The sequence below is a fragment of the Duncaniella dubosii genome, from assembly GCF_004803915.1.
GTDB classification, from domain to species: domain Bacteria; phylum Bacteroidota; class Bacteroidia; order Bacteroidales; family Muribaculaceae; genus Duncaniella; species Duncaniella dubosii.
Genome location: NZ_CP039396.1, coordinates 925,386 through 938,433, shown reverse-complemented (window position 1 = coordinate 938,433; position 13,048 = coordinate 925,386). Strand labels below are relative to the sequence as shown.

Annotated in this window: 11 protein-coding genes and 1 tRNA gene; 5 read left to right on the top strand and 7 right to left on the bottom strand. The window is 47.5% G+C overall.

Annotation, left to right across the window (positions count from 1 at the left end; all coding sequences use genetic code 11):
* Positions 1 to 634 precede the first annotated feature (634 nt).
* Both rsmA and mgtE read left to right on the top strand, forming a co-directional pair.
* Complete coding sequence (gene rsmA, locus E7747_RS04100; RefSeq protein ID WP_136414283.1) at positions 635 to 1,447, top strand: 16S rRNA (adenine(1518)-N(6)/adenine(1519)-N(6))-dimethyltransferase RsmA; 813 nt, start codon at positions 635 to 637, stop codon at positions 1,445 to 1,447.
* A gap of 47 nt (positions 1,448 to 1,494) precedes the next feature.
* Entirely contained in the window at positions 1,495 to 2,862 is a 1,368-nt protein-coding gene (gene mgtE / locus E7747_RS04095; RefSeq protein WP_123615602.1) for a magnesium transporter, read from the top strand.
* 213 nt (positions 2,863 to 3,075) lie between these two features.
* Here mgtE and hflX read toward each other — a convergent pair whose 3' ends face one another.
* From hflX to E7747_RS04075, 5 genes are all read right to left on the bottom strand, one after another.
* Positions 3,076 to 4,305 carry a GTPase HflX gene (gene hflX, locus E7747_RS04090; RefSeq protein WP_136414281.1) on the bottom strand — a complete coding sequence of 410 codons (1,230 nt, stop codon included), beginning with the start codon at positions 4,303 to 4,305 and terminating at the stop codon, positions 3,076 to 3,078.
* 143 nt (positions 4,306 to 4,448) lie between these two features.
* Positions 4,449 to 5,399 (bottom strand): MraY family glycosyltransferase, encoded by a 951-nt coding sequence (locus tag E7747_RS04085; protein ID WP_228449250.1) that lies wholly within the window; start codon positions 5,397 to 5,399, stop codon positions 4,449 to 4,451.
* Entirely contained in the window at positions 5,396 to 5,575 is a 180-nt protein-coding gene (locus E7747_RS16885; protein WP_228449249.1) for a hypothetical protein, read from the bottom strand. Before E7747_RS16885 ends, E7747_RS04085 begins: the two co-directional genes overlap by 4 nt.
* A 332-nt stretch (positions 5,576 to 5,907) precedes the next feature.
* Entirely contained in the window at positions 5,908 to 7,380 is a 1,473-nt protein-coding gene (locus E7747_RS04080) for a sensor histidine kinase (protein ID WP_136414279.1), read from the bottom strand.
* Complete coding sequence (locus tag E7747_RS04075) at positions 7,358 to 8,077, bottom strand: response regulator transcription factor (protein WP_136414278.1); 720 nt, start codon at positions 8,075 to 8,077, stop codon at positions 7,358 to 7,360. The genes E7747_RS04080 and E7747_RS04075 overlap by 23 nt, the downstream gene beginning before the upstream one ends.
* Before the next feature lie 902 nt (positions 8,078 to 8,979).
* On the opposite strand from E7747_RS04075, the gene E7747_RS16485 reads away from it, so the two are divergent.
* On the top strand, positions 8,980 to 9,150 hold the full coding sequence (locus tag E7747_RS16485) for a hypothetical protein (protein WP_168185225.1): 171 nt from the start codon (positions 8,980 to 8,982) through the stop codon (positions 9,148 to 9,150).
* 87 nt (positions 9,151 to 9,237) lie between these two features.
* Here E7747_RS16485 and E7747_RS04070 read toward each other — a convergent pair.
* Positions 9,238 to 9,311: transfer RNA gene (locus E7747_RS04070), tRNA-Arg, on the bottom strand.
* 84 nt (positions 9,312 to 9,395) lie between these two features.
* Between E7747_RS04070 and zupT the strand changes: the two genes are divergently transcribed.
* Positions 9,396 to 10,199: a zinc transporter ZupT gene (gene zupT, locus E7747_RS04065; protein WP_136414276.1), complete on the top strand. Its 804-nt coding sequence runs from the start codon at positions 9,396 to 9,398 to the stop codon at positions 10,197 to 10,199.
* A 110-nt stretch (positions 10,200 to 10,309) separates the two neighbouring features.
* Here zupT and E7747_RS04060 read toward each other — a convergent pair whose 3' ends face one another.
* A complete protein-coding gene (locus E7747_RS04060; protein WP_136414274.1) occupies positions 10,310 to 10,510 on the bottom strand; it encodes a hypothetical protein in 201 nt (66 codons plus the stop codon).
* Between the two features lie 203 nt (positions 10,511 to 10,713).
* Between E7747_RS04060 and E7747_RS04055 the strand changes: the two genes are divergently transcribed.
* Positions 10,714 to 12,894, top strand: coding sequence for a TonB-dependent receptor (locus tag E7747_RS04055; protein WP_136414272.1), 2,181 nt, complete (start codon positions 10,714 to 10,716; stop codon positions 12,892 to 12,894).
* The last annotated feature ends 154 nt before the right edge of the window (positions 12,895 to 13,048 follow it).

Here is a 13,048-nt window from a genome sequence, read left to right as displayed (position 1 = left end):
CGGTTTAGAAACCTTCTATCGGGGGCAGAGAGAGCCGAATTGAGGTTCGAGCTCTGCTCTTCGTCATATAGCCTGTGGCCTTATCGCCAAAGACTACCGTTTTGAACGTCTTGTTTTTCTGCGTTCACTATATAAAACGACTGATATTGTTTCGTTGTTCATCAGATAATGTGTTATTTAAAATTTATCTAAATAAAAAATAGATAATGGTTGTAAATTATAAATGTTGATTTTGTGTTGAATTAAAATAAAATTATATGAAATACTTTAGATTTTTATTGATATGCGAAAAGAAATTGGAACCGTATTAATGTGGCTCGGTCTATTCATTTTACCTTTAATTTATGTCATATTGAAATTTTCTCAGAAAGAATCTTTTGATGATGGTATATGGGGATGGAGCATACCTATATCTCTATTCATCGCACTGATAGGAAAATTGATTCGTAAGTAGCGAGCATTCTGAAAATGATGTGAGCATCCGCCATCAGTAAGGCTGTGAAGTGAGCCAGTGCATGATTTTTGACTTCGTCTCAGATACTTTCGCCCGGTAATGCCAAATTTATTTGGCATTACTCTCGACTTATTTGTATCTTTGCATTTGATTAATCAACCCTTCCACGCGCAGAAGTCCATGAAAAGAAACTATAACAAACCCACTCAGGGCGGTGATGTGCGTCCGAAAAAGGCTCTTGGCCAGCACTTCCTGACCGATGAGAGCATCGCCGCACGCATTGCCGACACCCTTTCATCATACAAGGGTCTTCCTGTGATGGAGGTAGGCCCCGGAATGGGCGTACTGACAAAATATCTCATCGCGTCGGGCCATGATGTGAAAGTGGCTGAAATAGACGGCGAGAGCATCGACTATCTGCGCTACAACTATCCTGAATTGGCCGGACGTATACTCGACGCGGATTTTCTTCGCCTTGATCTGGCTGCGATTTATCCTGACGGTCAGAAGTTTTGCGTAATCGGAAACTACCCTTACAATATCTCGTCGCAGATTTTCTTCCATGTGCTCGACTACCGTGACCAAGTGGTTTGTTGCTCGGGAATGCTTCAGCGTGAGGTGGCTGAGCGTTTTGCCGCCGCTCCGGGGACAAAGGCGCGTGGAATCCTGAGCGTGCTGCTTCAGGCATGGTATGACGTTGAATATCTTTTCACGGTAGATGAAAATGTGTTCAATCCGCCGCCTAAAGTCAAGAGCGGCGTGATAAGGATGGTCCGCAACGGCGTCACCGATCTCGGATGTGACGAACGGCTGTTCAAATCCGTCGTGAAGACGGCTTTCGGGCAGCGCCGCAAGACCATCCGCAATTCGATCCGCGGAATGTTTCCGGCAGGAGTGCCGTTGCCGGACGACCCGCTTCTCTCTCTGCGCCCCGAACAGCTTTCGGTGGCACAGTTCATCGAACTGACAAATCTTGTCGGTTCGTCGAGATAAGCCAATAAGAGTCGAATTTTCCAGCCCTCACTCCTCACACGACGGTAATGAAAGAATTCACCCCCGAATATCTCGCACACCTGCGTAAAATTATCCATGACCGTGCCGATTCGGCCGCTGCCGAGGAACTTGCCGACCTCCATCCGGCCGACATCGCGGAGCTTTATCAGGATCTTGATCTCGATGAGGCCGAATATCTCTTCAAGCTTCTTGACGAGGAGATGCAGGCCGATGTGCTCATGGAGCTTGACGAGGACGACCGAGCCAAGCTTCTCTCGAAGATGGATGTGGCCGATATCGCCAAGCAGATCGAACACCTTGACTCGGATGATGCGGTCGACATTATTCAGGAGCTTGACGAGGATGACCGCGAGAAGATTCTCAGCCACATCGACGACGTAGAGCAGGCCGGCGACATCATCGACCTTCTGAAATATGACGAGGATACGGCCGGCGGTCTGATGGGTACGGAAATGATTGTGGTCAACGAAAACTGGAGCATGCCCGAGTGCATCAAGCAGATGAGGATGCAGGCCGAGGACATGGACGAGGTCTATTATGTCTATGTCGTCGACAACGAGGACCGTCTGCGCGGCACTCTTCCGCTCAAAAAACTCATAACCCATCCGTCGGTTTCCAAAATCCGTCATGTCATGGAGACCGACCCCGTGGCCGTCAAGGCCGACACGCCGATAGACGATGTGGCTCTTGACTTCGAGAAATATGACCTCGTGGCGATGCCTGTTGTTGACTCGATCGGCCGTCTGCTGGGACGCATAACGGTCGACGACGTGATGGACAAGGTGCGTGACTCAAGCGAGCGCGACTATCAGCTGGCATCAGGTCTTTCGGGCGACGTGGAGAGCGACGACAAACTGTTTGCCCAGACCAAAGCGCGTCTGCCGTGGCTTCTTATCGGTATGGTCGGCGGAATCTGCAACTCTGTTATTCTCGGTCGCTTCGAAGGAGGGTTTGTGGTCGATCCTGCCTTGGCTCTGTTTATTCCGCTTATCGGAGGCACGGGCGGAAATGTCGGCACACAGTCGTCGGCAATCGTGGTCCAAGGTCTTGCCAACGGCTCGCTTGACATCAAGAAGTCGACAAGGCAGCTTCTCAAGGAACTCGGGGTCGGATTGCTCAATGGCAGTATCATCGCCCTGCTGGTGTTCCTCTACAATTTCTTTACCCTTGGCAGCGGACATCAGGTGACGACAATAGCCGTTTCGGCCTCGATATTCTGCGTGGTGATGTTTGCCTCGGTTTTCGGAACGTTCGTGCCCCTTACTCTTGAAAAATTTAAAATAGATCCCGCTATTGCGACAGGGCCGTTTATATCCATCACAAACGACATCATCGGCATGCTTATCTACATGTCTATTTCTTCGTGGCTTATCCTTTCCTTCGGATTGCATTGATTTTCCCATGTCCGACTCATGAGTGGGATAGGGTACAGAAATTCAGAAATAACAAAAATAACAGATTTTTATTCTTTTGGACAATCCCAACCTATCGGTTGAGAAATAACAGGCAGTCAAATCGCCTGAATCCAAATGACAGAATAAAAATCTGTTATTTTTGTTATTTCTGAATTTCTGTACCTCAAAAAATGACTTCAGAGGTTTCGGAATCTATTGTGGATCGATGTTTTCAGAGTCATATTTCTGGAAAAGGAAGTCATTGTAAGGGAATCGGGTCAGATGGATTTCTTTTGCGCGTTCATAGAGCATCTGTTTGAGTTCTTCGATGTTAGTGCCTTTCTTGGCCGAGATAAACACACAGTCGTGAGGCAGACGCGACATCCACATGCGTTCCAGTTCTTCAAGCGACACATTTTCGCGAGTCCCGGGTGTGAGGTCGTTTTCGTCCTTAGGCGTGTAGGTGAACGCGTCGATTTTGTTGAACACCATTATCATCGGTTTGTCAGCGCCGTCACACACTTCGCGGAGGGTCTTGTCGACAACCTCGATCTGCTCCTCGAAATTCGGGTGGGAGATGTCGACCACATGTACGAGCAGGTCTGCTTCGCGCACCTCGTCGAGTGTCGATTTGAACGAGTCGACGAGATGGGTGGGAAGTTTGCGGATGAACCCTACGGTGTCGGTTAACAGGAACGGGAGATTGTCGATAATCACTTTGCGCACTGTGGTGTCGAGTGTCGCAAAAAGCTTGTTTTCGGCAAATACATCGCTTTTGCTGAGCACGTTCATCAGGGTGGATTTTCCGGCATTGGTGTAGCCGACGAGTGCCACGCGTGTTAGTTTGCCACGGTTTTTACGCTGGACGGCCTTCTGCTTGTCTATGTCGCGGAGCTGTTCTTTAAGCCATGATATGCGGTTGAGGATGATTCGGCGGTCGGTTTCGATCTGTGTTTCACCCGGGCCGCGCATACCGATGCCGCCTCGCTGGCGTTCGAGGTGTGTCCACATTCGTGTCAGTCGTGGGAGGAGATACTGATACTGTGCAAGTTCCACCTGAGTCTTTGCGTTGGCTGTGCGGGCGCGTTTGGCAAAGATGTCGAGAATCAGGCTCGTGCGGTCAAGAATCTTTACTTTCAGCTCGCGCTCGATGTTGAGCACCTGCTTTGAGCTTAGGTCGTCGTCGAAAATGGCCATTCCTATGTCATTGTCCTCGATATAGGCACGGATTTCTTCGAGTTTGCCTTTGCCGACAAACGTGCGTGGGTTGGGATAGGGGAGTTTCTGCATGAAAATCTTTTCGGTCTTGGCTCCCGCCGTGTCGGCGAGAAAGGCGAGTTCGTCGAGATATTCCCTTGCCTTTGTCTCGTTTTGCTGTTCGGTGATAAGTCCGACAAGGACTGCCTTTTCGGTTATCTCCTCGTTGAGTATCTGGTCAATCATGAGTGATTCTGATTTTTTCGTAGTTGAGTTTACGTGTGGTGTTCTACAAAGATAACAAATTTCCCTGAAAAGATTATTTCTCTACAGGGAAATTTGTTATCTGCGTTGCCGTTGGCCACGGCTGCGGCTGATTCAGTATGTCTTTAGGCATTCTTTGAGCCAAGTGATGCCTGATAGGTCTTTATTTTGCGTGAAACCCAGTAGTTTCCGAGAGTCCAGACCACAACGTCGATTATGACGATGATGTTGATGTTCACTTTCATATATGAGGCGAGAGCGAAGTTCATGATGGTGAACAGCGCCGATACGCTGACGATTGTAATCATGGCCATGCGCGGTTTCATGCCTGCTGCAAGGAACTTGTGGTGTATATGGCTCTTGTCGGGGAGGAAGGGGCTGCGGTGCTGACGTATGCGGAGCATGTAGACTCTGATTACGTCGAAGCAGGGGACAATCAGGGGTGAGAATGCGATGATCGACGGGTTGACACCGAGCATGTTGTTGTTGGGATGCACATAGAGGATTGTTCCGAGCACACCGAGGATAAGGCCGATTGTCAGCGAACCGGTGTCGCCCATGAAGATTTTCTTGTGTTTGTTGACATCGCCGAACACATTATAATAGAAGAAGGGGATGAGTACGCCGAGTGTGCCGAAGCTGACTATGGCAAGAGCATATTCGCTGAGGAACATGAATGCGACACCATAGATGACACATACGATAGAGCTGAGACCCGATGCGAGTCCGTCGATTCCGTCGATGAGATTGATGGCATTGATGAGGAACACGAGAACAACGATTGTGAAGGGGTAACCGAACCACGGTGACACTTCACCGATTCCGAGAACGCCTCCGAGGCTGGAGAACCATACGCCTCCGCCAAGCAGGAAGATGGCACAGATGAGCTGAACCACAAACTTCGCACGGTACTTGATACCGATAAGGTCGTCGGCAAGGCCGGTCAGGTAGAGGAGCTGCAGTGCGATGAAGGTGGAAAGGAGCGGAAGGTAGCAATTGGAAAGTGCATCGGAAAACATTGAATAGCCCAACTTTATGTTGCCTTCCAGCAGCACGGCGATTGAAACGATAATCACGGGGACAAACGCGATGCCGCCCAGACGGGGACAAGACCTTTGTGAATCTTGCGTTCGTTGACTTCATCGAAAAGATTGCGACGGTAGGCAATCAAAAGAATCTGAGGGATGAGCACACCTGCGAGGAGCGCACACAAAGCAAAGATAATGAGAGAGTTTATTGTCCAGTATCCCATAAAAATTAGCTTTCGATTATAAGGATGTTTTAAAGAGTATTATTTTAAGCACAAAGCCTGTATGTATTGCAAGAAGTACATCGAAAGTGATGAATCGATGAGATGAGAGAGGGGAGCATGTGAACTTTACAAAATATAGTGTCGGGGATGCTATCGTGCGACAGAAACAGTGCAAAGCGTCACGGGTTGCAATGCAAATTTAAGCATTATTATCTGAATTTACTAAATTTAAGACTGTTTTTTTGTCTAAAAGGCGGTTTTGTGCAGATTAGTCGACATTTTCACCGATAATCGGTGAAAAATTCTTACTTGAAGGGTGCGTGAGGATTGTTTCAGTCTTTATCAACGTATTTTGGCAGTGTGAATATGTATTCAAGGCCGCCTTTCGAACGGTTGTGAACCGAGATTGTCCCTCCGAGAGAGTCTATGGTGCTCTTGACGATCGGCAGTCCGAGTCCTGTCCCGCCCATTTTACGTGAGCGTCCGTTGTCGACACGGTAGAACCGCTCAAACAGGTGGGGGATATGCTCTTCACCTACACCGTTGCCGTTGTCATAGAAGCTGAACACGTAGAACCGTTCGTTTTCAGAAATCATGTTGAGGTGTATTTCGGTTCCTCCCGAATAGAGAGCCGAATTCTTGATGAGTCCGCACACCATGCCGTTGAGCAGGCTGTAGTTGCCTGTGACCTCGCAGTCCAGCGGGATGTCGAACTGGAATTCCATCTTTCCGGCAAGGTTGTTGGCCGGAAGGTCATATTCAATCTGGTAGACGAGGTCGTGCATGTTGACGCTTTCAACGGCTATCATGTCAGCGCCGTTTTCGAGGCGGGTCATTGTCGATACGTCGTTGAGGAGCGAGGTCAGTCGCTCGACATTGGTCATCATGCGCTCAAGGAAGCGGGTGCGCGTCTGGTCGTCCATTTCCGGGTCGCCGAGGATTGATTCGAGATAACCGCGTATGATTCCGACCGGAGTTTTGATTTCGTGGTTGATGTTGTTGGTCATCTGACGCGAAATCTTGGCTTTTTCTTCGATGGCGTGTATTGATATCCTGCGTTCGCGCTTTATTGTTTCGAGACTCTTGTTGCGGTCATGATAGAATTTGAGGATTTCACGGGATATGTCGCCCAGTTCGTTTCGCGGGAATTCGTAGTCCTCCCTGACTTTTCCACCTGAGGCAGCATTGTAGGCAAACTCGCGCAGCAGCACTACGTTGCGCGACAATATCCGGGTAGACAGATAGGCGATGATCAGGGTTACGGCAAGGGCCGACAGAATCACGAGCCACACTCTCATGTCGATGTCGATGGCATCGTGGACATTATCGCTGTAGGGCATCGCGGTGCAGACCGTGACCTTGCCGTCGTCGCTCTTGACCTTGGAGAAGAAATAAAGTTTGTCTTCTTCGCGCCGGACAAGACGTTCTCCGTCAGATCCTTCTATGTTTGAGTACGTAGCGCTTCGTTTACGTATGTCGACATCGGTCATGTCAAGGGGGATGGGGGTGCCGAGCGAGTATGTAAGGCGGTCGTCGGTGTAGACGCTGACACGCACTCCCTCAAACATCGAGCCTTGGAAAAATTGCTGGATGAATGACAGGAATGTACGCAGATTGACATCCTGACGGTATGCGTCAAGAATGCGGCTGTCGATCAGGTCGATTTCGGTGTTGAACACCTGCGCGCGATAGTTGGCCTCTCTCTTATATTGATAGAATATTATGGCACCGAACACGATGCACAGCGCTGTCGCAATCGGCAGGAAGAGTCTCCACTGGTAGTTAATCCTTCTCTTTAAACCCATAGCCGAACCCTAAGCGAGTTTCGATGTTGTTGCCGTAATGTCCGATTTTTTTGCGGAGACGTGTGATGTTGGTATCAATCGTGCGGTTTGTGACCACTACGTCATCGGCCCACACATGGCGTATGATTTCCTCGCGCGAATAGATGCGGTTGCGGCGCGTGAGGAAAAAGGCGAGTATCTCGAATTCGGTTTTGGTCAGTGCGACCTTATCTCCGTCGAGATAGCAGATTTTTTCGTTGGGGTCTATGCGCAGTCCCTGATATACGATCTGGGGTTCGAGTCCGTCGTGTAAGACGGCAGATGTCGCTTCGCGCGCACGGCGTGCAATCTGGGTGCGACGCAACACGGCGTTGACCCTTGCAAGCATCTCGCTTATCTTGAACGGCTTCGTGATGTAGTCGTCTGCCCCGATGTTCAGCCCCATGACAGTATCGTCCTCGCCGTTGAGAGCCGAACAGAAAATGATTGGCACGTCTTCCATTTCAGATGAGTTGCGCAGGCGTTTGGCAAAGTCAAATCCGCTGAGACGTTCCATCATGATGTCAACGATGAAAAGGTCGTAGGGGGTGAGATCCATTTCCAATGCCTCTTCAGCGCTATAGGCGGTGTCGACCAGATATCCTTCTTTCTGAAGATTATACTTCAGGATTTCGCAGATTGACTCTTCGTCGTCTATTACTAAAAGGCGGGTACTCATTAAATATATTACGTATTCGGTTTAATTAATCTCCGTCAGATTGTCTCGGTACGATTTAATCGTCAGAGTGTAATTATCTGTCAGATTGCTTTTCAAGATGCTAAATTACATCATTTTTTTGAGCCGTAGTGTTAACTTATGTTAAATCGGCTGCTTGCGTGAACTTTTCAGGCTGCCCGAGGTTATAAAGACATAGTTACTATATTTGCACTGTGTTTTCATGGTATTAGATTTAAGGTTAAAGAACAAAAGGGCTGTCGCGATGACAGCCCTTTGTTTTTTAGCTTTTTTATTGCCGTCAGCCCGACAGTCAGATGTTCCGTCAGTCTGTCGTTATGTCTTGTCGTGGTATCGGAAAAAAAATTTCAAAAAAAATGAAATGTCCGTGAACCTTTTTACTGTATGGTTCGTTCTAAAGACAAGTTACTATATTTGCACTGTGTTTTCATGGTATTAGATTTAAGGTTAAAGAACAAAAGGGCTGTCGTGATGACAGCCCTTTGTTTTTTAGCTTTTTTATTGCCGTCAGCCCGATAGTCAGACGTTCCGTCAGTCTGTCGTTATGTCTTGTCGTGGTATCGGGAAAAATTTTTCAAAAAATGAAATGTCCGTGAACCTTTTTACTGTATGGTTCGTTTTAAAGACAAGTTACTATATTTGCACTGTGTTTTCATGGTATTAGATTTAAGGTTAAAAGACTACAGGGCTGTCGCGATGACAGCCCTGTAGTCTTTTTCAGCGGCGCATAGCTATTGGGGCAGTAGCGCTGTGAAATAAAAGTTAATTGTCTGAACCGAAAAAGCGGTGGGGCGTTTTAGATGATGTAAGGGTGATGCTCTTGTCCCGCTCTGCCGGTTGAGTCTTCGCCCGGGATTGATTCACGAATAAAAAAACTATCTATTATGGAAATTATCAAACATCATGATCATGAGGAGGCATCCTGCCACCGTCACAAACTTCTCCACTGCATTATTCATGCAACACTTCAGGTTGCAACTCTCGCCGTAGCTGCGGTCACACTTGCTGAAGTCGAGAAGCTTCACCAGAAAGTAAATGCCTTACGCCGCAAATGAACATAATCTCCATCGTACGAATTGTAAGAAAAATATAAAAGCCATCCCGAAGTAGACCCGTCGGAATGGCTTTTTCCTTAACCTTAGTGACTCCTACAGGATTCAAACCTGTAACCTTCTGATCCGTAGTCAGATGCTCTATTCAGTTGAGCTAAGGAGCCGTTTGCGAGTGCAAAATTACTGCTTTGTTTTTATTCTGCCAAATTTTTGGACAACTTTTTTTACAACGCTTCAATATTTTTTTCATGCCTGAATTATCAACCATACTTATTGCCTTGGGACTTACGGCTTTGGCCGGTCTGTCGACAGGAATCGGAGCTTTGATTTCTTTTTTCACCCGAAGCACCGACACCCGTATGCTGGCTGGTGCGCTCGGACTTTCGGCCGGCGTGATGGTCTACATTTCATTCATGGAGCTTATGCCACAGGCTGTCGAGTCGCTCGAAGCCATCTACTCTGACCGCGTGGCCACATCAATAATGCTTGCAGCCTTTTTCGGAGGAATAGGGCTGATAGCCGCCATCGACTATCTTGTCCCCGAGGATGAGAATCCTCATGAGACACACACCATGAATGAGCTGGAGAGGTCTGACAGCCATCACAAGCTGAAACGTACCGGCACGATGCTGGCTCTCGCCATCGGCATCCATAATTTCCCCGAGGGAATGGCTACCTTTATTTCATGTCTCGACGGTCTTGAAGTGGCGCTGCCGATCATGGTGGCGATAGCCATCCACAATATCCCGGAGGGGATTGCTGTCTCCGTCCCGATCTATCATTCCACAGGCGACCGCCGCAAGGCACTGCGCTACTCGCTCATATCGGGTCTCGCCGAACCGGCCGGGGCGCTTGTCGGCATGGCCTTCCTCCTTCCGTTCTGGTCTCCGATGGTCAATGCCATCTGTCTTGCCTCTGTGGCCGGAATCATGGTGTATATAGCTTTCGACGAGCTGCTGCCAAGCGCCGAAAGCTTCGGCCATCATCATCTTTCTCTTTTAGGCGTCATCGTCGGTATGGCAATCATGGCTCTGACAATCCTTGTGTTATAGAATGTTAAACCAAACTGTTTTCGTGATCTGTATTAGTTTTTTTCTTAATTTTGCAGTCCGTTAGGATTGTAATCATCATTTAAATGCGTTTTATCTCGCTCATACTTCTTTTATTTGTTATGCTCATGTGTACTGCTCCGGCATTGGAGAAGGACATGTGTGCGCTTCGTGGCTCTGAATGTCAGTGTGAGGGGACATGTGGTGATGATTACGGATGTGATTGTTGTTCTCCATTTATAGCATGCTCGACCTGCACCGGATTTGAGGCCGTCAGGCGGGTTAAAGTTGTTGAACCTGTGGTTTGTTGCCATGCTGTAATGGAATATGCTCCGACGGCTCGTATCCAAGAAGCCTTTATTTCAGTTGACACTCCCCCGCCGCTTTATTGTTAGTGATTTTTAATGACATTGCAGGGATGATTTTTTTCATTCCCTCTCTGACACGTACATGCCGAAAGATAGTTTTGGCATGAGACGGTATGTATTAATCAAAATTCACTATACAATAATTATCAATGAAAAAGATTTCAATTTTATTAGCGGTAATGGTCTTGTCGCTACAGGCTGTTTGCGCTCAAAATATATTCAAGGCAAAAATCATAGACGGAGATTGTGGAGAGACCCTTGTGGGCGCGACAGCAATAATACAGGGAACTGATAAAGGGGCGATAGCGGATGCCGACGGTTTCCTTACCATAACTGGTATACCTGACGGTCCACAGACAATCGTATTCTCTTGTGTGGGATATGAGACCGAACGCAAAAAGTTTGTGTTTCCTTTGGCTAATCCCGGTGACATCAATGTGATTTCGCTTGAGGAAGATGAGAATGAACTTGAAGAAGTAGTGGTTACCGCAACGCGTGGCACGCGCACATTTAATGATCTCCCGACCCGTGTTGAATTCATCGGGTCTGAAGAACTCGAGGAAAAAAGTCTGATGAAGCCCGGAGATATCAGGATGCTCCTCAGCGAGAGCACCGGTATTCAGACCCAGCAGACATCCGCTATATCCGGAAATTCACTTATTAAGATTCAGGGTCTTGATGGAAAATACACCCAGATACTGAAGGATGGTTTTCCTGCGTTTTCGGGAGCTGCCGCCGGTCTCGGACTTCTGCAGACACCGCCTCTTGATCTGCGTCAGGTTGAAATCATCAAAGGTTCGTCAAGTACTCTTTACGGCGGGGGCGCTATCGCCGGACTTGTTAACCTTGTGTCTAAAACCCCTGAAGAGAAACGTGATTTTCAGATTCAACTCAATGGTACGACCGCTAAGGGACTTGATGTCAATTCATTCTATGGAGAGCGTTTCGGAAAGGTCGGCACGACGGTTTTTGCGTCATATAACCGGAACTGGGCTTATGACCCGTCAGACGTAGGTTTTACTGCCATTCCTGAGTTTGACCGCTTTACGCTTAACCCGACTTTGTTTTTCTATCCTGGTGAAAATACTACGGCTAATCTGGGGATTGAAGCGATGGTCGAAGACCGCTTGGGAGGGGATATGGATTATATCCGTAACGGACACACTGAAGAGCATCCATACTTCGAGCGTAACAGGTCGCAGCGCTATAGCTCCCGTTTGTCGGTCAGACATAAATTCAATGAGGCAGGCAGTCTTAACGTGAAAAACAGTGTGACTCTCTTCCGCCGTAAGATTTCCATTCCGGACTATCGTTTTGACGGAGATCAGTGGTCGTCATTCAGCGAAGTTTCCTATGTGAACTCCGGCAAGCGGAGCGAATGGGTGGGTGGTCTTAACGTATGGACCGAACATTTCAGCGAAAAGCAGTTGACCCCCATGCCTGTCCGCGATTTTTCAATAAATACGTTTGGAGCGTTCGTCCAGAACACGCTTAACCTGAGTGACAGATTCATTCTTGAGACAGGACTGCGAGGTGATTATGTCAGCGATTATGGCTTTGCGGTTTTGCCTCGTCTGTCGGCATTGTTTAAAATCAACAGTAAATTTTCGGCGCGCATAGGTGGAGGTTTCGGCTACAAACCGCCGTCGATATTCTCAGAAGAGAGCGAAAGGCTGCAATATGAAAACGTGTTGCCGATTGACAGGAAATTTAACAAACTGGAACGGAGCTATGGTGCGAATGTCGATTTTAATTACCGCACATCGTTTGCTGACGGGCGTGTGATTTTCACATTGAATCAGTTGTTTTTCTACACATATCTCCGTCATCCGCTTGAACTGAAGCAGGAGTCTGACGGTCTCTACAGATTCTATAACATAGCAGGTAATATGAACAGTAAGGGTGCTGAGACCAATGTTAAGATAATGTATTCTGATTTTAGCCTCTTTCTCGGTTATACCTACACTGATGCTGTCGTGAGAGAAAACGGCCATAGATATGCTAAGACTCTCACACCTAAACATCGTTTGAATTCCATGCTGATGTATGAGATTGAAGACAGCTGGCGCATAGGATATGAACTTTACTATGTCGGAAAACAGCATTTGACCGACGGTCTTATGGGAAAAGATTATGTCACAATGGGTTTTATGATTCAAAAGATATGGGACAGGTTTTCAATCTATGCAAACTTTGAAAACTTCACTGACCGTCGTCAGACTCGTTTCGACACCATTTACACCGGAAGCGTCACTAATCCCGAATTTCGCGACATATACGCTCCGCTTGACGGATTTGTGGCTAATGCAGGTGTGATATTAAAATTCTGAGAGAGATAAGTTTCTTATAACGACTTTTAAACAGAGGGATTCCGCGTTTCATCAGATGCGGAATCCCTTTGTTGCGTTAAATTAGTCATAAAATTTTTAAAATATTTCTGTGGCACGAAAGATTTTGTAATTTTGTATCTCACTAATCCTAAAT